Genomic DNA, 22,593 nt, shown 5'->3' with positions numbered 1-22,593 from the left:
AATGATAATCGATGCGCATAATCATCCCGACTGGCACGGTCATAATCTGGATCGTTTCATAAAAAATATGGACGATCACAATATCGATATCACGTGGCTGCTCTCCTGGGAGACCCCCGCGGATGAGTATGACCCGGCGTATTTGTTCGTGCTGCCGCCGGAGGCCGGCACTAACTACGCCATTTCATTCGACAGATGTATCTCATATGTCGAGCGAGCGCCAAACAGGTTCATTCTGGGTTATGCGCCCGATCCGCGAAAACCGGACGCCATAGACAAGCTGGATGCGGCTATACGAATCTATGGAGTGCGTGTATGCGGTGAGTTGAAGCTTAGGATGATGTATGACAACCCCGACGCGATCCGCATGTTCAGATTCTGTGGCGAGAAAGGACTGCCGGTGGTGGTCCACCTCGACTATGAATTCAATTCACCAAACAAGTATCCTCGCCCGAACTATTGGTATGGCGGAGGTATTGACGCGCTCGAACGTGCAGTCAGAGCATGCCCGGAGACAATATTCCTCGGTCATGCGCCTGGGTTCTGGGCGCACATATCCGGTGACGACAAATTCGATAAAGAACCCTACCCGACCGGCAAGGTGAAGCCTGGCGGCAAGCTCATAGAGCTGCTCGAGTCATACCCGAACCTGTATTGTGATATGTCGAGCGGATCTGGCTGCAACGCTCTAGGCCGAGACCCCGAGTTCGGGCGCAAGTTCTTGATCGACTACAGCGACAGGATACTCTATGCTCGCGATTATTTCGATAACCAGCATCAGGAGTTCATAAACTCGCTCGACTTGCCCAAAGACGTGCTCGAGCGAATCTATTCCGGCAATGCATTAAAACTTGTTCCGAATGTGAGCTAAGAAGGCAGTAAACCAATGACATGTTCTAACAATTCAACCGACAACAAGCTCCCAGCTATTGCAGGCGGATCGCCTGCAAAGAGCGAGCCATTCGGCTCAGGCAAGAGGTATCTCGAAGAAGAAATGACGCAGCTCCGAGAGGTGCTGGATCAGGGAACACTTTTCTACGCTCATGGCAAAAAAGTCCATGAGATGGAACAGCGATTTACTCAGATCATGGGCACAAAATACGCCGTGGCAACCAGCAGCGGCACTGCAAGCATACATGCTGCGATGATGGCCGCCGGAATATCGCCGGGTGATGAGGTGATCGTCACACCCATCACGGACATGGGTTCTCTTGTGCCGATACTCTGGCAAGGAGCGGTGCCCATCTTCGCCGATGTCGACCCGCACTCATATGTGATAGATCCGAAGTCGGTGGAAAAGTGCATCACGGACAAAACTCGCGCAGTACTGGCGGTCCACCTATGGGGCAATGCATGTGACCTCAACGCAATGAAACCATTGTGCGACGAGCATGGCATATTTCTGATCGAGGACTGTGCTCAGGCATGGGGCTGCACATATGATGAGAAATACATCGGCACTATCGGCGATATGGGCTGCTTTAGCCTCAATGAGTTCAAGCATATATCCTGTGGCGACGGCGGTGTTGTCATCACAAACGACGATAATCTGGCGCGACGTCTTCGCCTTTCGACCGATAAATGTTACGACCGCGAGCCGGGCAAAGCCATGCGCCGGGCATTCTTCCTGGCAAACAACTATAGAATGACCGAATTGCAGGGCGCAGTGGCTCTTGCACAGAGCCATAGGCTCGAAAGCATAGTCTCCAAGCGCAGATCATGGGCCACAAAGCTGAACGAACGCCTGTCGGACGTAAAGGGGATTTTCACTCCAAAGCCGACTGCGGGATGTGACCCTTCGTGGTGGTTCTATATGCTCAGGATCGACCCGACAGCTTTCAAAGCAAACACAGATGAGTTTGCAAAAGCACTGCAGGCGGAGGGGCTGGGCGCGGGCGCGCATTACATCGCCCAATGCGTATACGAATATCCGATATTCGCGGACCACAGCGCATTCGATCACGGTGACCATCCATTCTCCAGGGTTAATTACGGCAAAGGTATGTGCCCTATGGCTGAATCAGTTCTGGAGACAGCCATCACGCTGCCAGTCAACGAGAATTTCACCGACAAAGACCTGGAAGAAACGGTGGAAGCGATAGTTAAGGTGGCTGACTGGTTCAGGGTGTGACCTTACGCCAACTCATACCGCCGTGCTCTTCCGACAGCCTGTTGCGGTGGGCAAGATCGCGGCGGTCCTTTTCCAGCATTTCGGCAGTTATCTCTATTTCTGCATCCATCTGATCGGGTGGAATTTTGTCGATGGGGAAAGGAGTTTTGTGACCCGTAAAACCTCGCCTCTGCATCTCGGCGACCTGCGCCTCATGCCGCCTGTAGAGCGCGCCGATCTTGCCTCTGAAGAGCTTCACCGCCGGATGATTACGCCATCCCCCACCTGGTGATATCAGCTCATTGGCCATGACATGCAGTTCCAAATGTTCGCCGAGCAGGTGGCGGTCATCGAGTTCGGTTACGGGTACGAACCAGATACGCATATCGATATTTTACACAGGTTATCGGGGGTTTGAATCCCCGACGCATATACCCAGAATTATGATCTATGATCATGGATCAAGTGAATGCTTGGCTCTCAACCGCATGTCCGGGCTATCGCACGAGTCTCCGATGACTATGGATCCACTGAAAACACAATGAAATTCGGCCCGTAAACTCCCACGTCCCGCAACTTAGCGACATGAGACCATTTCTGACCGGCAAGCGATTCTTTGAAACCTAATGCACCACTAATGCTCCGCACTTTCATTCCATGCTTGTCCAAAAGCGCCCTAATTGCTCTAGTCGTAGAAGACTCGTCCAAAATCCGTTGAACTTCATTATCAACCTCGGGAGGAGTATCCTCCACTTCATGACTCACTGTTCCATCAAGTGTTGATACAGTTCGGCGCATCCCAGACAGTAATTCAACCCATAAATCTCGGATAACATGCGTCTCAATCTTCACCAAGTGCAAGCTATCATGGGGATAAATGGCACGGAAGTCTGACAGACTTCGGTCCATCATCCGAAGGCATTCTTCCTTCGAGCAGGAAGACCACTCAGGTCCCCACACCGTGTCCTCGGGTTGGTTATTTGTTTTGGATGGACCACGAACCATCATTTGCCATTTATTTGAACCGACTCTCTCAAACCTGATGTTTGCGGCGTGTTTATCGTCAATAATCCATTCGTATGCAATATACTTGAAACATACATACTGCTTGTGTTTGAAAATATCTAGTCCTTGGAAGACTGGAGCACTGTTGCTGCCACCATTAGCCCTAACGATATGATGGTTAGTGCTATTGCCCCTAACAATGTGATGGGTAGTCCTATAGCCCCCGATAACAATCCCGATGGCAAATACAATTCCGAAGAGCAACACCCTATAAACGAGTTTCATATTTCTCTCCTTACAGCAGCTTTCAAACATCCACAGGAAGATAGCCTCTCACATATGGGTCTTCATAGTCTTTCTTTCGGTGTTTTCGGGAAACTAATTCCCGAAACGAGCACTTCTTCAAAATCGCTGGTGACTGATGTGTTCAACATTTCAGTGGTTCAAAGATATCGCAAGTGGATTAAGATTCTCCATGCTATAGTCCGTGATTCAAATCCCGGACTATCAGCCAGTCAACAAGCTGGTTTTATTATACCATCTACAGATATCTCGCAAAAATATGATGACTAATCCGGCACGGCGGCTTCGGCAGCGGGACTTATTCATAGTTGCAAGGTTTGAATTTGATTAGCTGCTGCCGAAGCAACGAACGCAGTGTATCGCATCCCAACTTGAGGCAACATTTGGTACCAAACGTCCGTCTATGTAAATTACGGTTGGTCGCTTGCATACCACTATAGTGTTTCACACCAGTAAAACCACATACAATCGTGCAATTTACTGACCGTAAATTGCTTAGTATAATGATATCAATAAAGCGAGGAGGCAAATAGGCAAATATGCGTTTAGCACTTATCATTATTAGCCTGCTAGCTATTTGCATGCCAGCAGCCGCTGTCGACCTGTTTTCTAATGATGTTGCTTTTTCAAAGACTGTCACGCTGGACTTGAAGGGCGAAGCGCTGTCGGATGTTGCAAAAGTTCTATCCAAAGCGGCAGGGGTCAATATCCGCCCGTCAAAAGATGTGGCCGATCAGAAGGTCACCATTCTTGTAGATAATATGCCGCTAAGAAATGTAATGAATCACCTGGCAAAACTCTTTGGCTGGAGCTGGACTGTAAAAGCCGATGACGATGGTGTTGACACTTACATCATCTATGATCCGCTGAGGCAGCAGCGGGAAGCTGATCGACAGGAGGCGCTTGATAATGCATGGCAAACTCTTGGTGCAAAGCTGGACTCGCTGTCATACAATGCGGAAGACAATGCCGGCTTCTACAAGACTCTTGCTCTTCAGCAATTCAGATCACTTTCACCAGAGTTGCGCAAGGCATATCTGTCCGGTATGCGCATTTGTTACAGCCTGGCAACTCCCAACCCTGCCTGGCGTCCTTCGCAGTTGGTAATGGATGAATTCTCCAACGCTGAGAGTCAAATGCAAAAACCGACTTACAAAGGAAACGAGGATTGGTCACCATGGACCCCGGACCCAACAACTCCCAGTGATGTCATGATCGAACTGTACTCGGCTATTGACGCGAATCTGATTGTAGCACGGTGCAAAGTCGTTGTCGGCTACACCCATCCGGATTCTAATTCGGGGTCAGGATCAATGGGAATCTACAGTGTTGTCTGCGGGTCTTCGAGATCAGCAGGGACCTCCGCGAGAGAAGGCGGGCTTGACCTGTGCGACCAGGAGATAGACAGTCCTTCAGAAACACTTCAGAACACACTGCCTGGCAAACCGGCAGACAAACTATTAAGTAAGAAGGTTTCCATAAGCTCTATGGAGCTTGTAGACGAAGGAGCTATAGCCGAGGAGAAAAACGGCACCTGTTCTGCAACCAGGACGGATCTACTCGCAGCACTGCACAACAGGCTTGGATTGCAGATATTCTCGGACTACTACAGCAGTTGGGTAGCATTCACGGATGTTCAGGACACTAGTGTAAAGCAGCTTATTGAGGAGAAACTGCCCGGTTTTGCTGCGAACTGTGGATGGGACGGCAATCTCCTTTATACACGTGTAAAGGATGTCCGAACAGCCGATGCAAAAGAGATACCTAACCGATTTCTTAGACCATGGCAGGCTGTGGTAAAGAAACAGGGCTACAGGGGTCTTGAGGAACTTGCACAGGCGGCGGCTTTTCTGAGCGGCGAGCAGAGACAGGCAATATCGGAAAACTGCCATTATCTAAAACTTGGTGAGTGTAACGAAGTCGATGATCTAGGTGGTCGTGAGAATGCTGTGTTGCGGTTCTACGGACTGCTTACCTCGAAGCAGAAAAGCGAAATTTTCTCTGGTGGAGTTGGGGCGATGGGATTAACTATGGAACAGCGTAATGCGCTGGCGGCTCTTCTCTATTCTTCCAATCCTACTCGTGTAGGCGTCTACAACAATGATGGTCTGAATATGAATGAGCCTCAAGTTGTCCGTGGTCCGTTAGGCACTCAGGCAGTTACGATTCAAATGACCTGCAGTGGAAGCTTCGTCTATCTGAAACCAGGGGATGATATTGACTCTCGTGTCTTTGAGTTAACTGTTGCAACTACCCCTGAAGAGGCCCTGCTTGCAGCGCGAAACCGTCTCGGCAGTAAAGCCGACCCGCAGAATGTGATTGCACAAAACGATATTGTCTACACTATGGCCGTACACTATGAAGGCTATAACCCGGCCATAAATCAGCTGGTCCCCGAGTTCTCAGGAACAACCAGAACATCTGAGAATTCGACATATCACCGGGTTAAGATCAAAGTGCCGGATAGGAAGAAAAGAGCAAAGTAGAGGAAAAAGCTGAGAGTCTGTTACCTCGTCGAAACAAAGATAGTCCGGGATTCAAATCTCGGACTATCAGCCAGAACGTTTTTTGCCCTTCAGGTAGCCGACAAGATGATCTGGTATATGCAATCCATCACAATGCAACCCGATGTGAATCATGGATTTCATAACATACGAACTGGCTACGTAACACGCAACAGCATCTTGCCGTATCTTACTGTGGCACTTCGAAATAGAGTGTAGATACCGGTTGCGGATTCGTTTTACATCCCTCATCTTTTCCAGAGTGACTAAGTCTGGCAATATCTGCAGTTTCTCAAGACACTCTATACGCTGCTCCTGCCTCCATGACTCACATTTTTTCTTATTCAAGGCAAATTTGCATACATCGTCTAGATTCGTGCAATCCACACTACGAGCAGCTATTGTCAATGCAAATACGGCTGCCATCTCGCAAGCATAACCACACAATGCAATACATCCTAAATTGTCGGCCAGGCAATAAGCTTGCTTTGCTGACCTAAGTGGCATCACCAGTTTTTCAATAACAGTCTTGTCCTCAAGAGCAATTAGCACATCTACGCCGTCGGCAGCTTCTTTCAATTCAACATTGCGCTGCATGATGTCCTTCACTATATCTGGTGAGTCATCTCGGAATAGTGCTTTCAAGATATCAATTGGTTTAGACTCTATATCCCCTAACCATTTCGTAAGCATTTCATAAGGACCATTAATGTCAAGATTGAGCGGTGTAATAACTACAGGTATTTCATTATTCTTTTTTGCTGCATTTTTTGTCATGACTCTATTCACAACCTCGCAATTGCCAGCAATCAATTTCGGTGCTTCGGGAACAAGTTTTTGTTGCTTCGGTAGCAGTTCCTTACAAACCCATCAATTATCCCAGCCTCGCCGCTGAAATCACATACCAACACAAGAAAAACTCATCCGCATTCTATCCGCAACCAGCCATGCTGTCAACAACCACCATATCTCAATGCGCGCGCACCACTTGTGAACAACATTTAGCTGAAATATCTTGGCCTGTTAACTACATTTTGCCTGAGTTGTTGTCTTGTAATTATGAGGAGGGTATTTTGCCGATGACCGATTCTTCGCTCTTTCGTAATTTCGTGTTTTCGTGAGAGGATAGAAATGTTGATATAAAAAAACAGCCAAAACGAACTGCTCACGCTCGAAATTTTAGAATCCACGCTCAGTTCGTTTTGACTATATTGCGTTTACTTCTTGCCGAGCATCTTTTGCAAAAACTGCCCGGTATAGCTCTCCGGCACCTCGGCGATTTGCTCGGGTGTGCCTGTGGCGACAATCGTACCGCCCTTGTCCCCGCCTTCGGGTCCCAGGTCGATTATATAGTCGGCTGTCTTGATCACATCCATATTGTGCTCGATCACAAGCACAGTGTTCCCCGCATCGACCAGACGCCCCAGCACTTCGAGGAGCTTCTTGATGTCATGGAAGTGCAGACCGGTTGTCGGCTCGTCCAGGATATAGAGGGTCTTGCCCGTGGCGCGCCTGGCAAGCTCAGTTGCCAGCTTCACACGCTGAGCTTCGCCGCCCGAGAGAGTGGTCGCAGGCTGACCCATGCGTATGTAGTCCAGCCCAACGTCATGAATAGTCTCCAAGCGGCGGTGGATCTTTGGAACGTGCTTGAAGAACTCGGTCGCCTGGCTGACCGTCATATCCAAAACATCTGCAATGCTCTTGCCCTTATACTTGATTTCGAGGGTCTCGCGGTTATATCGCTTGCCCTTGCAGACCTCGCACGGCACGTAGACATCCGGCAGAAACTGCATCTCAATCTTGATGATCCCATCGCCTTTACACGCCTCGCATCTGCCACCTTTCACGTTGAAGCTGAACCGCCCCGGCTGGTAACCTCTCACCTTGGCATCGGGCGTCTTGCTGAAAAGTTCGCGGATTACGTCGAACACGCCGGTATACGTCGCCGGGTTCGACCGAGGCGTGCGGCCAATAGGTGACTGGTCGATATCGATCACTTTGTCAATATTTTCGAGTCCTCCGACACTGTCGTGATCGCCCCAGACGCGATGTGTCCCTTCAATGGCATACATCAGCCTGGGAAACAGTGTCTCTTGTATGAGAGTGCTCTTACCGGAGCCGGACACACCCGTCACGCATATGAAAACCCCCATAGGGAACCTGGCATCAATGCTTTTCAGATTATGAGCGCGTGCGCCGTTTATCTCGATCCACTTGCCGTTGGGCTTGCGGCGCTGCTCAGGCACCGGTATAGAGAGCTTGCCGGACATATACATACCAGTGTAAGAGTCCTTTGCCGCCTTGATTTTGTCCAAAGTGCCTTCTGCGATAACTTCTCCGCCATGCTCGCCTGCACCGGGGCCTATGTCTATTATCCAGTCCGCGGACTCAATAGTTTCCTCGTCATGCTCGACCACGATTATCGTGTTGCCCAGGTCGCGCAGACGCAGCAGTGTATCGATCAGCCGCCTGTTGTCTCTCTGGTGGAGGCCGATGCTCGGCTCGTCGAGGATATACAAGACACCCATCAGTCCGCTGCCGATCTGGGTCGCCAGTCTGATCCTCTGAGCCTCGCCTCCGGCCAGAGTGGCCGCGGTCCGGTCCAGAGTCAGATACTCCAGCCCGACATCCAGCAAAAACTTGAGTCGAGCGCAAATTTCTTTGATGATCTGCTCGCCGATGATCGTCTCGCGGCGGCTGAGGCGGAGTGTGTTGAACCATTCGTATGTTGCGCCGATAGACTTATGAGCCACCTCAGAGATATTCAGCCCCCCAATAGTGACTGCCAGGCTCTCCGGCCTCAGACGTTTGCCGCCGCAGGTGGAGCACGGAATTTCGGACATGTAGTGCTCGACCTCTTCCTTGATCATATCCGAGCCAGTCTCGGAGTAGCGCCGCTGCATCAGGTTGATGATCCCCTCGAAGTGAGTGCGATATGTTCTGGTCGACCCACGGAACCGGCTGGCATATGTGACCGTTATCGGCATGCTCGTGCCATATAGCAGCGTATCGTATTGAACATCCGTCAAGTCTTTTATCGGCGTTTTGAGAGAGAAACCAAGTTCGGAGGCAAGACCTTTGAGCAGTGCCTTGATCCATTCATGCGTGCCGCGCGCGAATGGGACAATTGCTCCCTGGTCGATAGATTTGTTCTTATCCGGTATGATAAGATTGGGGTTCAGGTGTTTGTGACTGCCCAGGCCATTGCACTCTGGGCATGCGCCATAAGGAGTATTGAACGAAAAGCTCCTCGGCTCTACCTCGCCAATGCTGATCCCGCACTCGGCGCATGCGAAGTTTTCGGAGAAGATCATCTCCTCCTCACCGACCACATCCACTCCCAGCACACCGTTGCCCTTCTTGAGAGCAGTTTCCACAGAGTCATTCAGGCGCTTCTGGATACCGTCCTTGACGACCAGCCGGTCCACTACTATCTCGATGGTGTGCTGCTTGTAGCGGTCCATCTCTATGTCATCAGTAACCTCGTGCATTTCGCCATCTACACGCACACGCACGAACCCTTCCTTGCGCACATCCTCGATTAGCTTCCTATAGTGACCTTTCTTGCCGCGAACGAGTGGCGCCAGGACTTGAATCTTTGTCCCTTCGGGCAGAGCCATGATCGTGTCGACCATCTGCTCGACTGTCTGCTGGGTTATCTCACGTCCGCACTGAGGGCAATGCGGGTGTCCTATCCGGGCAAAGAGCAATCGCAAATAGTCGTATATCTCAGTGACGGTGCCGACAGTCGACCGAGGGTTGCGGGTTGTGGACTTCTGGTCTATGGAGACGGCTGGCGAAAGCCCTTGTATATCATCCACATCGGGTTTGTCCATCTGACCGAGGAACTGGCGTGCATAGCTCGACAGCGACTCCACATACCGCCTCTGACCCTCTGCGTATATGGTGTCAAACGCCAGAGACGATTTGCCCGAGCCTGAAAGACCTGTGATGACCACCATCTTGTCCCGCGGTATCTCGACACTTATATTTTTGAGGTTATTTTGCCTTGCACCTCTGATGACTATCTTGTCTTGACCCATGCTGCTCTCTATATCATCAAATTTTGGTTAACCTATTCTATCACGCCGGATGCTGCCATACAAGCGTTTTGGCGCACATATGTTCGATTATTTTCTTGAATGGCGAAGGTGTTGGAACTAATCAATTGTAGAAGAGGATATTGTTGACAGTCTGAACGATCGCAGATAGAATGCGTGTGAGTCTACCGCATCACATCAGCAAGTAAATCATGGAGTTAACTGTGATTAGATACCATTGCATTCCCATTTTTGTCGTTTTACTCAGTAATTGTCTGCCGTGTACTGCCATTCAAACAGAAAGCCATAAAATTGCTGACACTATAGGTCTGTCAGGTAATAAAGGAAAGATAGTTGACACCAAAGCGCTGGTGGTAACAATTGATATCTGGGCAGACGAAATAAACGCGGGATGCGGATTTGTATCTGGAGATGGAAGATATATAGCCACCAACTATCACAATGTCGATTGCTGTAATGAGTTCGGCAGCTTTATTGGATTAAAGAGCCCCTACGTTATCAGCCGCTATTGGGGAGACATAAGTAAGGCCAGGATTATTGCTGCAGATCCTGAGTTGGACGTTGCTATTCTTGAATTACCATGGAATAAGCATCCCGCTCTAACGCTTGCAAATGAGCAGGAAGTATTGAACACGGATAATGTATCAATATCTTCCTATAACATAAAAAGAGTCTTTACGGAGGGGAAAATTGATTTATGTACTGATTGGCTTCTTGTAACGGCCGCAGGCATAAAACACAATAAACCTCGCATGCTGTTGATGGAAGATGACAGCCAACGAATTGAGCAGGGCTGGAGTGGTTCTCCGGTTATCTCATCAAAGACAGGCAATGTGATTGGTGTGCTCAGTGGAATAGTCGATGACATAGGTATGGGTAGACCTGCAACTGCAAGATGTACTGCAAATCAATTGGCTGAAATTGCAAGCAAAATCAATGAGCCAAAGAGTGGTAAGCACCTCCAAGCATCGACAGAGAATTCAAAAGAGGCTTTCTCGAACATAATTCTTTATTTTGCTGCATCTACACTCGATGACCAAATTAAATATGCAAAAGAATTTATAAAACTGCGCCCTTCCTCTGCGTATGCGCACATGCTTCTTGCACAATCAGCATTCTATAACGATCAGATAGACCTGGCCTGGCAGCATTACAAAAAAGCACTGACGCTCGGTCCTTGCGAAGCCGGCATTCATTTCAGCTATGCCAGGTTCCTCGAAAGCTCCAGGCCGAAAGATGCTGCAATCGAATACAAAAAAGCTCTTGCACTTGACCCCAGAGATATAGAAGGACTTAGAGACTGCTTATCGCTGCTAATTAAGTTGGGGAGGAAGTCCGAAGCAGAGTTTATTGCGCATCAAGCTGCCCAGAGACAGCCCTCGATTGCTGAGATATGGAGTGTCTATTCTAATGTAATGGAACAGCTTAAAAAACCCGAAGAAGCGGCCACACTCTCAGAGAAAGCAGTTAAGCTTGTTCCCATGAATCCGGCATACAGGTTGACTCTGGCTGATTTGCTTGCGCAGTTGGGTCGATTGGACGATGCACAAACACAATACGCGGCATTACTGAAACTGGCACCAGATGATCCGAGGATTTGGTATGCATATGCGGAGTTCATCTGCAATTATAAGAAGCAAGACTACCAATTGGCGCTGGATGCGCTGGACAAGGCGTCCGCGCTCAACAAGTCGAGTATTATTTCAGCCGAAAAGATAGACAAGCTGCGAAAACGGATCAGTGAATGATGGTTGCTGCTGGAGGAACGAATGGAGTCTCATCCCAGAGTTATATCTAAATTAGTTTGCATACTATTTATTTTGGTTAGCGTTGGCACCATCAGCCTACGCATTAATGCAGATCAAATACAGAATCCTAAGGTAAAACAGCAGGAAGCCATCACATTTGAAAACGGGAAGCAGCTTGATCCTGAAGCACTGCTGATAATTATTAATTCATGGGGCAATTCATGGAAAATAGGTCCCGGATTTGTGTTTGGAGATGGCAGGTATTTAGTTGCAAGTTGCGAGTATATTGTGCAGTCACACCGCTACAACAACTTTACAGGGTTAAGTAATCCCTATGTCATCAGCCCCTATTTAGGCGACATTTGCGAGGCAAGAATTGTAGCAATTTATCCTAAATTGGACGTTGCCATTCTGAAATTGCCATGGACCAAGCATCCCGCCTTCTCGCTTGCAAAAGAGCAAGAGATATTGGACACAGATCGTGTCTTAATATCCTTCTATAATACAAAAAAAGTTCGTATGGAAAGTGAGCTTGATCTATGTACAGACAAATTAACTGTGACAGCCGTGGGTGTTAAGCATGGCCAACCGCTTATGTTGTGGATGCGTGATACCAGTCAGGAGGTCGAGTCTGTCTGGCCCGGTTCGCCGGTCATCTCATCAAACACGGGCAACATGGTTGGTATATTCCATACACGCGCACATAGTCAAAAGTTGGGCTACACTACTGCAATCGGAACATGCACCGCAAACCAATTGGCCGCAATCACGCGCAAAATCAATGAGCCAAAGAATTATAGGCCTCTCCAATCATCGACTGAGAATTCAAAAGAAGCTTTCTTAAACATAATCCACTACTTCACTGTTTCCACACTCAATGATCAGCTTTCTTGTGCCAAAGAATTAGTAAAGCTGCGCCCTTTCTCTGCGTATGCACACATGCTTCTTGCACAATCAGCATTCTATAACGATCAGATGGACTTAGCTTGGCAGCATTATAAAAAAGCATTGACGCTCGGTCCATGCGAAGCCGGCATTCATTTCAGCTATGCCAGGTTCCTCGAAAGCTCCAGGCCGAAAGATGCAGTAATCGAATACAAAAAAGCTTTTGCGCTCAACCCCAGAGATATTGAAGGACTTAGAGACTGCTTGTCACTGCTGATTAAGTTGGGAAGGAAGTCCGAGGCGGAGTCTTATGCACATCAAGCAGCCCTGAGGCAGCCCTCTATTGCAGAGATACAAAGTGCATACTCTGACGTAATGAAGCAGTATGCAAACCCAGGGGAAATTAAGTAATATACGGTCTTGATTATATCAAAGACATGTGTTCGTAATATGGGAGATGCAATTTACTTAGTGTGAATTGCTTAATCTAAATCAATCCTAAATCGGCACTTTTCACGTTCCCCCCGCTGATACATATTGTTATCTTCGGGAAGATCGACGATCTCGACCAAAGTCGCCCCCAACCGCTCGCATGTCCTACGAGAAGGTATGTTATCTGGATTACAAGTTATCCAGAGGATTGTGAGACCATGATTTTTAGCCAATGGAAAAACCAGTCGACAGGCCCGCTCAGCATAATGATGCCCGCGTGACTCAGGCTCAACGACATACCCGATATGTCCACCGTAAGTGACAATACCATCAGTATTGCCGATTCGCAGGTTGATACCACCGACCTTCTGGCCGTCAACACGCATATCGAACACATAGGCAGGAACAAAGGCGCGCGCAGGATCGCCAGGCAGCCTCTCAACAAGTATGAGTTCAAGTTCTTCGTCGACAAGATGTCCCGGGTCCATGAACTGAAACTCTTGGGCAATGTCTTTCATATCCATAGTATAACAGCAAGACAACTGCCAGGCCAATCCACGAACCCGTCGACCAAAGTCCAATAACACCTCCAATTGGTCTGACGGTTTTCAGCGCATATATCCCAAACCAATAAGAGGCAGTGGCTTACTCTCGCTTCCATTCGGATATTGGATAACACAGGCAAATCGCACCAGATTGTTTGCTCTGATATCCAGTTGTATATCCACATTCGACAAGTCTTGTTTTGCGCCGAGTTTAACGATCTCTGCCAATTCATCACTTGGCCAGTCGTCACTGGGAGGCACATTTTTCATTGTTTGTCGATAGGTCTCAAAAAAGCTGGAGATCAGGCTCTGCTGAGCTTTCGTTAATGAACCGTAGGGCAGACGGAGTTGCTTGTTATTGGTCAGACTGCTGATCTGATCATCGCCAAGTGTGCCTAAAAACTCCCATGCAGGCACCAAGATTTGATGAAGACGGGCATCTTGCGCCTTGTCGGATCCGTCCGGGAACGATTTCAGCGCATTTGCAGCTCTGACGAACCCAGAAGAAGGGTTTTTGGGCGCCCAACCTGGAAGATTGACGTTTTGCCTGCCGCAACCTGCCAATGCCAGTGCCAGAACAAAAATTGCAATCCAATACTTCATAGCTTTCTCCTCCATATTTTTTGTCTGTCACTGTTATAGACGTCCCATAGCACTGTTTTTTTGTCCTGGAAACAGATGACCGTGTCCGCCCTCCCACTCAACGTTTGTAACCGACACAAAATTATCTTGGCTGATTCAAGATAGAGTTCACTCGTTGGATGGATGCATCTTGCTTGTTATCAGATTGTATAACCAGGCGAATATCACGCCGCCTACAAACCCATCGGCTAAAGCCCACGCCAATCCAATAACGCTTCCAATTGGGCTGATGTTATAGCCTCTGTACATATAACCAAGCACGATAGGGTCATTCGTCACACCCATGAATGCCATTATCCACCATGTGAGAAAGAAAACTCCGAAACCCCACATTATTCCGCAGGTCAGACCAAAGGCCAATATGTTTAGCCGCATCGTAATATGCCTCCTTTTGTTGGTAATTCGGTTGATTTATTCCCATACTGACTCCGGTAACAAGCAACTGAAGGTCGAAATGTAACTTTGGTCGAACATTATTGGTATATGTAACCGATTTTCATCGGCGGGGAGATCGAATATGACGATTGATTCTGCAAAGCAGAGCAAAACCACGCAAAGTCTCAAGCCTGAAAAGCCACTGTCTGGAAGCGCTCACACGGCTCTGCTTGTCTGGTGTGCTCTGATTTCTTTGCTGAGCTATGTATTTGGCGCTGGCGCTATTGCAATTACCTTGGTCGTTCTTGCTATGGATATTGCTTTAATAATACCGGCTGCGAGGATCGGGTTGGCTGGAAAGATTATAGCCCCCACACAGGCAGTATACTCGCTGCTGATCACAATCATTCGCAGTTTCAAGTTCGAGGAGAGCCGAGACTGCCATATCAAACTCCCAAAATCAGTTGCGCCGAGGCTATATGAGCTTTCAACAGAGTTGGCCAGCAAAATTGGTGTTGTGCCGCCTGATGGGATAGTCCTTGAAATGGAAAACAATGCCTCGGTTCATCTATCCGGCTATCGAACCGGCAAGGGAAGCACTCGACTTATGATCGGTTTCGATATGCTGGCGATCCTCTCTGAGCAAGAACTGGCTGCGATAATGGCGCATGAACTCTCTCATGCAAAACTGATCAATCGCGGGTATCGCAATGTCGTCATAAACGGCACATATCGCTGTATCCAGATGTCGCAGGAGCTTTCATCATTGTGCTCTTCTGTCCATGAAGCAAAGCAGCGGTTTTATCTCGCTGAGATTCTCTCGGGCATCGCAGGACAATTTGCAAAACTCGCTCTCAAACTTGTATCGGCATATATGAGGCAAGATGAGTTCGCGGCAGACCGTTTGGCTGCCCGGATATGCGGAGCAGGCGCGTGCAAGAGTGCACTGCTGGCAACAGATATCGCTTCAATAAAAGGCCGGGACCTGACGTTCAAAGAGCGTCTGATGCATCTTGAACGCGATGAGAGTTTCACGGACTGGCTTCACGCCAGACTCTCCCCGGCAGATGGTGAAGAGCGAACTGAACTGGTGAATAAGACACTTGCGAACAGCAAACCAGGTGATTTCAACACCCACCCGACCACAGCCGACAGGTTGGCGATGTGGGGTGAGGGTGAAATTTCAGAGGCAGGCGAACCCGCAATCAGTCTAATCAGAGACCCGGATTTTGTGGCCAGGAAAATTGCCGACGAGATCGAGCGAGTCATCAGCTTGGCTGAGCAGGATGATACGAATAGACTGGCGCGCTGGATTCGCAAAAAATCGATCGGCCAAATGAAGTTTACTGGATGGCAGGCGCTCTTCATTATTATCGGTGTGTTCACGCTGATGTTTTTCATAGTAGGCTTGCTCAGTAGCGCATCTATTCTGGCTGTTTTGATAATGGCAGCCATCCTTGTGATCTGTGTTGCTCTGTTCCGAATTATGGGTTACAGTGAGCGCGTTGGGCTTCCATTCCCAAGTTACAGACTGGTAGATGAGAAGCTGAGGTGCAATCCTGATCCTGATGACGCGAACGACAAAGAGTTTGAGGCCATGCTTTCGAATCAAGCCAAGCCGCTCAGGATGGGCAGAGCAAACTTAGCGAGATATTGGGCAGACCGTGCCTATGCCGCTCTCAAGGAATGCGACTACAAGACAGCACTCGCCGCTTCAAGACTGGCTATCATGGCCAGCTCCAAATGTGACGAGGCTCTTTTGGCTAACGGCGTATCTGAGGCCTATTTCGGCAACGCGGACGCCTCGAATCGGTCAATCAACACTATATACAGCCGCTGCAACCTCGTCGGCACGTTGACATGGGGATTTGGATGGGCATTTGCGCTGCAGAGAAGCTGGAACGCTGCTGAAGTTTATCTGATTGACGCTGCAGCGCGATACCCTAATGAGCCGACCGTGCTTGCGCTGCTTGCGAGATGTCAGTGGGAGCGCGAAAAACTAAATGAAGCCCTGTTCAACATACGACGTGCAGTGAGCCTGGCGCCGAACGATCATTCGCTGCGATTGCTTTTGACCAAGGTGCTGCTTGACTTGCGGCGAGCAAAAGCGGCAAATGAGCAGATCGCGATCATTCAAAAGGAACAACCCGATGATTATGAGGTTATGCTATGCGCACTCGTTGCAGAAACATTTCTTGGACATGCAGATGATGCCGATAATATGATAAATACACTTCTTGAAAAAGAGCCGGGACCAAAAACCCTTGGGACAGTGGGCAGAATTTGTTTTGATGCAGGGGAGATGGAAAAGGCGAAACACTACCTGGAAGCAGTGGTTGAGCTTGGATTCAGTCCATCGTCATTACTCTGTCTTGCGAACATAGAATATCAAAATGAAAATAAAGAACGTGCGCACAGCCTGCTTCTTGAAGCATTAAACGTATGCAAGGAGACTCTCCCTGACGCAACACCCGTTGAGGAATTGCTTCCCGGCATATTCAAGGGGCTGACTTCGTGTGAAGAGTCAACATCTGAATGCACGGCGTGGGTATCGACCATTGACCTTGACGGCTCACCGCTGAAGATGAAGAGAATGTCGCTGCTGGTCTGCGCACCGAACATTGAGACTGCAAAGGATTACATCTGGAGTATATATGAAGCCATGCATCCCGGCCGTATACTGGATTCGATCAAAGTGCATTGGGAACGCGCTCCAAAGGATCAGCAGCCCACGGAGCCGATCAGTACCGGCATCTATGGTTTCATTCCATACACGTAATAAAAAAGCCGGGACAAAATGCCCCGGCTTTTTGCTATTTTATTATCAGCCGATCACCTGACAAACAGCATCTGCGCATATGTCGGCAGCGGCCACATATCTGCATCCACTATCATCTCAAGTGCATCGACAGCCTTGCGGACCTCGGCCATTGCCGGAATTACGCTGTCACGATAAGCGCGAGCCTGCTTCGGCACATCCTCGACAGATGCGGACTTTTCGACAGCCTCTTCGAGCTTGACGATGCCTACCTGCAGGTCGTCGATCAGTGAGCAGACATCGGTCAGTATCTTGCTCTGAGCCTTTGAGGTTGCGCCTGCAGCCTTCACCGAGTTGATGGTGTTTGCGACCATGCTCGAATATTCGATCGCGACCGGCAGAATCTGGCGCTTTGCGATATTTATCGTGGTCAGACCCTCAATATTGATCTCTTTGCAGTATCTTTCGAGCAGGATTTCGTAGCGCGCATGCCACTCATGCTCGGAAAGGACCCCATGCTTGGAGAAGAGCTTGACAACATCCGGCTCCAGCATAGCATCGAGCGAATCCACCGAGTTGCAAATGTTCGGGAGACCACGCTTCTCCGCTTCAACGGTCCATTCTTCTGTGTAGTTGTCACCATTGAAGATAATCTTCTTATGTTCGGTTGCGATCTTGGCCAGGATTTCCTGAGCCTTGGCGCTCACGTCCGGAGCTTTCTCCAATGCATCAGCGACTTCCGAGAGCACATCGGCCACGATGCTGTTTAGTACAAAGTTCGGACCGGCAGTAGACTGTGTCGAGCCGACCATTCTGAACTCGAACTTGTTGCCTGTGAATGCAAACGGCGATGTCCTGTTGCGGTCGGTGCAGTCCATCGGCAGCTTGGGCAGTGTGCTGACACCCAGCTTGAGTTCTCCGCCGGACTTGCTGCTCTTCGCGCCGCCGTTTCCGAGCTGCTTGAATATATCGGTGAGCTGATCGCCGAGGAAGATCGAGACGATCGCAGGCGGTGCTTCGTTGGCTCCCAGACGATGGTCGTTGCCGGAGGTCGCCACACTTGCGCGCAGTATCTTGGCATACTTGTCGACCGCTCTGATTATGGAGCACAGGAAGATAAGGAACTGCTCGTTCTCATGCGGGGTCTTGCCCGGATCGAGCAGATTGATGCCGTCATCGGTCACGATAGACCAGTTGTTGTGCTTGCCCGAACCGTTCACTCCGGCGAAGGGCTTTTCATGCAGCAGGCAGACGAAACCATGGCGGATGGCCACTTTCTGCATGGTCTCCATGGTGAGCTGGTTGTGGTCTGTGGCGACGTTGACAGTCGCGAATATGGGAGCCAGCTCATACTGAGCAGGCGATACTTCATTGTGCTGTGTTTTGGCCGATACGCCCAGTTTCCAGAGTTCTTCGTTGACTTCGGTCATGAATGACGCCACTCGCTCGTGGATTGTGCCGAAGTAGTGGTCTTCCATCTCCTGACCTTTGGGCGGCGGCGCGCCGAAGAGAGTGCGTCCGCACAGGATAAGATCCATTCTCTCTTTAACAAAATCGGCATCGACCAGGAAATATTCCTGCTCAGGGCCGAGTGTGGCGGTCACATGATTGGATGATGTGTTGCCGAGGGCACGCAGCACGCGGACAGCCTGTTTGCTCAGGATATCCATAGAGCGAAGCAGAGGAGTTTTCTTGTCGAGCGCCTCGCTGGTATATGAGCAGAACGCGCTCGGAATATACAGAGAGATGCTGTCGCCGCTTTCCTTGACGAAAACCGGGGAAGTGCAGTCCCATGCCGTATAGCCGCGAGCCTCGAATGTTGCACGCAGCCCACCGGATGGAAACGATGAAGCATCGGGTTCACCCTGAATAAGTTCCTTGCCGCTGAACTCCATAATAGTGCGGCCGTCACCTGTCGGGGATATGAATGCATCATGCTTTTCAGCGGTCACACCGGTCATCGGCTGGAACCAGTGGCAGAAATGTGTTGCGCCTTTTTCGATGGCCCAGTCTTTCATTGCACTTGCCACAGTAGCGGCTATGCTCGGATCCAGCGGGGCGCCGCCATCAATTGTGCGCTTGATGGACTTGTATACATCCTTGGGCAAGCGTTCACGCATAACCGCTTCGCTGAATACATTGGAGCCGTACAAACTGCTGACCGGCTCGCTTCCATTTAGGTTACTCATCAGTTATCTTCCTCTCTTATTGAATCCAGGCTTACATAGCCGCGGATGCGCCCTTGCATTTTCGTGCTATTATAATAACACCGTACGGCTCAGTTTTTCGGTACTATTATCCTAGCCAATTGTTTCATGTTTGTTTCGCAAGGTTTAAGCGTTTGTATCGGCAGGTACGCATATGGGCAATGCACACGCATTTGCAGGATGATTTGCACCGTCCACTGAACTATTTACCTGAAATTTTCGTCATGTAAGGGGTGTTGAACGTTATACACAAATTTCATGTTATCACGATAATCGCGGCGCTGCTGACTTTCGCAGGCAGCGCATGTTTTTGTGCGCCTGAGGACTATTTGGGGCATGTAGCGGACGGCCTGAGCGAACTGGAACAGGGCAAGACAAATGAGAGCGCAGCCGCTCTGAAAGAAGCTCTTGCCTGCAACTCCGGTGACACGCTGGCACATGTCGCGCTGGGCGTAACTCTGCTTTGCGGAGGCCGTTCCGAAGGTGCCGTAGCCGAGTTTGACCGGGCGCTTGACCTCAACAAGCACTGCTCCTGCGCATACTACTGCAAAGGGCTCAATTACCTGAGCAAGAACAAGCTCAAGGAAGCAGCAGAATGTTTTTCCCAGGCTCGTGACCTGCCCACAAAAGGCGCGACAGAGTATGTGAAGGCCATCGAGTCGGGAAAATATGCGGTCGACGCGGGCGAGGATGAGTCTCTGCAGGCGATGAGCGCGCTGTGTCAGATGAGCAAAGGCGATTACTCCGAGGCAATGGCCCTGCTTACGGCTCTTCAGGACAAGTCTTCGGACGATGCGTTTGGTGAGCGCATAGGCTGCCTGATGACGTTCCTCAAAAGCGCACCAATCCAATTCACCGGCTGGCCGATAAAGGACCCGGACTACAAAACAAAACCTTCCAAATTGCCTCAGGTCTCCGGCACGATCACACTAAAAGCCGACCTCAGCAAGGCGGACAGCGTAATCATTGTTTCGTTTCATGTGGACGGCAAATTCGTCGGGATGACCAATAATCCGCCGTTTTCATACTCATGGGATACGACCCGGTTTGCAAACGGCACTCACACGGTCAAGATCATCGGCACCGACACATATGGGTCCGCTGTAAGCGAAAAGAGCATCCAGGTGATGGTGCAAAATGCCGTGTCGAGCGCAGTATCAGAGCCTGTCTCCGGCGATGAAGCGATTAAATTGTGGGCGCGGCTTTGGAGAATTATGTGTCTGAAGCCCTCGCGGGCAGGGATCAACTATAATCTGGCACACTGCGCCGTCAAGATGCATGATGAACCGACTGCGGTCGATGCGCTGGAACGGACAATCGCGGCAAACCCGAATTATCTGGACGCATCCGATTTGATTGCAAGGCTCAACAGCACTCGCGGGAACACTGCCAAGCTCTATGGCGTCAAGACAAGTAGGAAGATAATAGCGCTTTCATTTGACGACGGACCCAAACCCGATTCCGGCGTGCTTCTCGATATCTTGAAGCAAAAAGGCGTCAGGGCGACTTTTTTCGTAGTCGGCAAGCAGGCCGAGGCTTTCCCTGATATAGTCAAGCGCATGGCTGGTGAGGGTCACGATATCCAAAACCATACGTATAACCACCGGGCGCTGGAGTTTCTCAGCCCCAAGGAAATAGAGCAGGAAATAGCTGCCGGATCGGTGTGTGTCCGCAAGATAACCGGCAGAGGCACACATTTTATCAGGCCGCCTGGAGCGCGGGCAGGCAAGCGACTGCCTGAGATCGTCAAACAGCTCGGCATGACGGCCGTCTATTGGACTGCCAACTGCGCATCGGTCGAAGGTACGTCGAAAGAAAAAATGTTCAGGTACGTCGTCTCATCGGCAAGGCCGGGGGGAATAATACTTATGCACAACCTGGAGGGGGTGACCCTGCAGGCACTGCCGGATATCATCGATGCGCTTAAGAAGAAAGGCTACACATTTGTGACTATATCTGAACTGGCGACAGAGAATGAAGTAAAAAAATAGCCGAAGGCGAAGGAAAACGGCGATGAGAAGTATAAGTGCTATAAGACAGCGAGTCGTCTCGCAAACTGAGGAGTTAGGTTCCATGTTCTTGATTCGGAGAGCATCTGTCATATTGGCAGGGGCAGTATTAATATCTTCATTGGCTTCAGGCAGTCTATGGGCAGCCAAGGGTTCGTCAAAAGTATACGTGCCGGCAAAGATCATCAAAGGCTCATCTGTTACAAAGGGACGGGCTTTCTACAAAACCGGTGTTCCCGAAGACAGTCTCGCCGGTATCCGCCTTGGACGTCCGGCAAGAGAAATACTCGGCAAGTGGGGCAACCCATCCAGGGTCACGGTCGGCTCTCCACAGACGGATCAGAACGCCACACCTGAAGGCGGACCTGCCTATACGTCGGCGATGCCTGTGGCAGGTGGAACATATAACCCTTACGCGTCGGCTGCTTCGGGCGTCAACATGGCAGCGAGTATGGTCGGACTGCAGAACCCCATTATGGGCACGACATCCGGCGGCCTGCCGGCTCTGCCCGGTATGACTATGCCCGGCGAGGGGGCTCCAACACAGTCTCAGTCAACCGGAGGGTCGAGCGCAGCTCTTTCTGAAGAAGAGGTCACATGGACCTACGACCTCCAAAACGGCATCACACTGGAGTTCATTATCACCGACGGCTTGGTCACACAGATCACTGTCGGCGGCGCGGGACCATGGGGTCTGTCCAAGACAAAGAGCGGGCTTCAACTCGGCGATACTTATAAACTTGCGCTATGGGTATGCGGTTACCCTGAGAACCAGAAGTATGTAGGCCGGTTTCTGCGAGCGAGCTACGTAAACAAGAACAGAGCACTGTATACATTCCTTAAGAACAAACTCGTCGGTGTGACCATCGCTATGGTCCCGAATGATATTACTCTTAAGTAAGATTTTTATGTGTTTAGGTTTGATGGTTTGATAGACTGATAGTTTGATGGTTTTGAACTTACGTCCTTAGTCTTGACCATCAAACCATCCGACCATCGGACTATCCGA

Annotated in this window: 16 protein-coding genes; 8 read left to right on the top strand and 8 right to left on the bottom strand. The window is 49.8% G+C overall.

Going from position 1 to position 22,593, the window contains the following annotated elements; genetic code table 11:
- The first annotated feature begins 1 nt into the window (after nucleotide 1).
- A complete protein-coding gene (locus tag LLG46_08165) occupies nucleotides 2-871 on the top strand; it encodes an amidohydrolase (protein MCE5323276.1) in 870 nt (289 codons plus the stop codon).
- A gap of 15 nt (nucleotides 872-886) precedes the next feature.
- On the top strand, nucleotides 887-2,131 hold the full coding sequence (locus tag LLG46_08160; protein MCE5323275.1) for a DegT/DnrJ/EryC1/StrS family aminotransferase: 1,245 nt from the start codon (nucleotides 887-889) through the stop codon (nucleotides 2,129-2,131).
- Here LLG46_08160 and LLG46_08155 read toward each other — a convergent pair.
- Both LLG46_08155 and LLG46_08150 read right to left on the bottom strand, forming a co-directional pair.
- Nucleotides 2,121-2,495 (bottom strand): pyrimidine dimer DNA glycosylase/endonuclease V, encoded by a 375-nt coding sequence (locus tag LLG46_08155; protein MCE5323274.1) that lies wholly within the window; start codon nucleotides 2,493-2,495, stop codon nucleotides 2,121-2,123. The two genes, LLG46_08160 and LLG46_08155, sit on opposite strands and share 11 nt — an antisense overlap.
- A gap of 134 nt (nucleotides 2,496-2,629) precedes the next feature.
- Nucleotides 2,630-3,400 (bottom strand): hypothetical protein, encoded by a 771-nt coding sequence (locus LLG46_08150; protein ID MCE5323273.1) that lies wholly within the window; start codon nucleotides 3,398-3,400, stop codon nucleotides 2,630-2,632.
- A gap of 557 nt (nucleotides 3,401-3,957) precedes the next feature.
- On the opposite strand from LLG46_08150, the gene LLG46_08145 reads away from it, so the two are divergent.
- Nucleotides 3,958-5,904 (top strand): hypothetical protein, encoded by a 1,947-nt coding sequence (locus LLG46_08145; protein MCE5323272.1) that lies wholly within the window; start codon nucleotides 3,958-3,960, stop codon nucleotides 5,902-5,904.
- Nucleotides 5,905-5,970: 66 nt separating this feature from the next.
- Here the strand turns inward: LLG46_08145 and LLG46_08140 are convergent, their stop codons facing one another.
- Both LLG46_08140 and uvrA read right to left on the bottom strand, forming a co-directional pair.
- Entirely contained in the window at nucleotides 5,971-6,699 is a 729-nt protein-coding gene (locus tag LLG46_08140) for a hypothetical protein (GenBank protein MCE5323271.1), read from the bottom strand.
- 440 nt (nucleotides 6,700-7,139) lie between these two features.
- Nucleotides 7,140-9,965: an excinuclease ABC subunit UvrA gene (gene uvrA / locus LLG46_08135; protein MCE5323270.1), complete on the bottom strand. Its 2,826-nt coding sequence runs from the start codon at nucleotides 9,963-9,965 to the stop codon at nucleotides 7,140-7,142.
- A 221-nt stretch (nucleotides 9,966-10,186) separates the two neighbouring features.
- Between uvrA and LLG46_08130 the strand changes: the two genes are divergently transcribed.
- Together LLG46_08130 and LLG46_08125 are read left to right on the top strand one after the other, a co-directional pair.
- Nucleotides 10,187-11,731 (top strand): tetratricopeptide repeat protein, encoded by a 1,545-nt coding sequence (locus LLG46_08130; GenBank protein ID MCE5323269.1) that lies wholly within the window; start codon nucleotides 10,187-10,189, stop codon nucleotides 11,729-11,731.
- 21 nt (nucleotides 11,732-11,752) lie between these two features.
- The gene (locus tag LLG46_08125) at nucleotides 11,753-13,027 is read left to right on the top strand and encodes a hypothetical protein (GenBank protein ID MCE5323268.1); all 1,275 of its coding nucleotides are present in this window, start codon (nucleotides 11,753-11,755) and stop codon (nucleotides 13,025-13,027) included.
- A 71-nt stretch (nucleotides 13,028-13,098) separates the two neighbouring features.
- On the opposite strand, the gene LLG46_08120 is transcribed toward LLG46_08125, so the two are convergent.
- The 3 genes from LLG46_08120 to LLG46_08110 all read right to left on the bottom strand — a co-directional run bounded on the left by LLG46_08120 (nucleotide 13,099) and on the right by LLG46_08110 (nucleotide 14,610).
- Nucleotides 13,099-13,629: a GNAT family N-acetyltransferase gene (locus LLG46_08120; GenBank protein MCE5323267.1), complete on the bottom strand. Its 531-nt coding sequence runs from the start codon at nucleotides 13,627-13,629 to the stop codon at nucleotides 13,099-13,101.
- Between the two features lie 27 nt (nucleotides 13,630-13,656).
- A complete protein-coding gene (locus LLG46_08115; protein ID MCE5323266.1) occupies nucleotides 13,657-14,196 on the bottom strand; it encodes a hypothetical protein in 540 nt (179 codons plus the stop codon).
- Nucleotides 14,197-14,343: 147 nt separating this feature from the next.
- The gene (locus tag LLG46_08110) at nucleotides 14,344-14,610 is read right to left on the bottom strand and encodes a bacteriophage holin (protein MCE5323265.1); all 267 of its coding nucleotides are present in this window, start codon (nucleotides 14,608-14,610) and stop codon (nucleotides 14,344-14,346) included.
- A 142-nt stretch (nucleotides 14,611-14,752) separates the two neighbouring features.
- Here LLG46_08110 and LLG46_08105 point away from each other — a divergent pair, with 142 nt between their 5' ends.
- On the top strand, nucleotides 14,753-17,389 hold the full coding sequence (locus LLG46_08105; GenBank protein ID MCE5323264.1) for a M48 family metalloprotease: 2,637 nt from the start codon (nucleotides 14,753-14,755) through the stop codon (nucleotides 17,387-17,389).
- A 53-nt stretch (nucleotides 17,390-17,442) separates the two neighbouring features.
- Here LLG46_08105 and LLG46_08100 read toward each other — a convergent pair whose 3' ends face one another.
- On the bottom strand, nucleotides 17,443-19,557 hold the full coding sequence (locus LLG46_08100) for a glutamine synthetase III (protein ID MCE5323263.1): 2,115 nt from the start codon (nucleotides 19,555-19,557) through the stop codon (nucleotides 17,443-17,445).
- A 254-nt stretch (nucleotides 19,558-19,811) separates the two neighbouring features.
- On the opposite strand from LLG46_08100, the gene LLG46_08095 reads away from it, so the two are divergent.
- Nucleotides 19,812-21,566 carry a polysaccharide deacetylase family protein gene (locus LLG46_08095; GenBank protein MCE5323262.1) on the top strand — a complete coding sequence of 585 codons (1,755 nt, stop codon included), beginning with the start codon at nucleotides 19,812-19,814 and terminating at the stop codon, nucleotides 21,564-21,566.
- A 22-nt stretch (nucleotides 21,567-21,588) separates the two neighbouring features.
- Nucleotides 21,589-22,485, top strand: a complete 897-nt coding sequence (locus LLG46_08090; GenBank protein ID MCE5323261.1) for a hypothetical protein — start codon at nucleotides 21,589-21,591, stop codon at nucleotides 22,483-22,485.
- The last annotated feature ends 108 nt before the right edge of the window (nucleotides 22,486-22,593 follow it).

It is taken from the genome of bacterium (assembly GCA_021371935.1).
Classification (GTDB): domain Bacteria; phylum Armatimonadota; class UBA5829; order UBA5829; family UBA5829; genus UBA5829.
The sequence above is the reverse complement of the archived record's forward strand: the minus strand, read 5'-3'. Positions and strand labels throughout refer to the sequence as shown.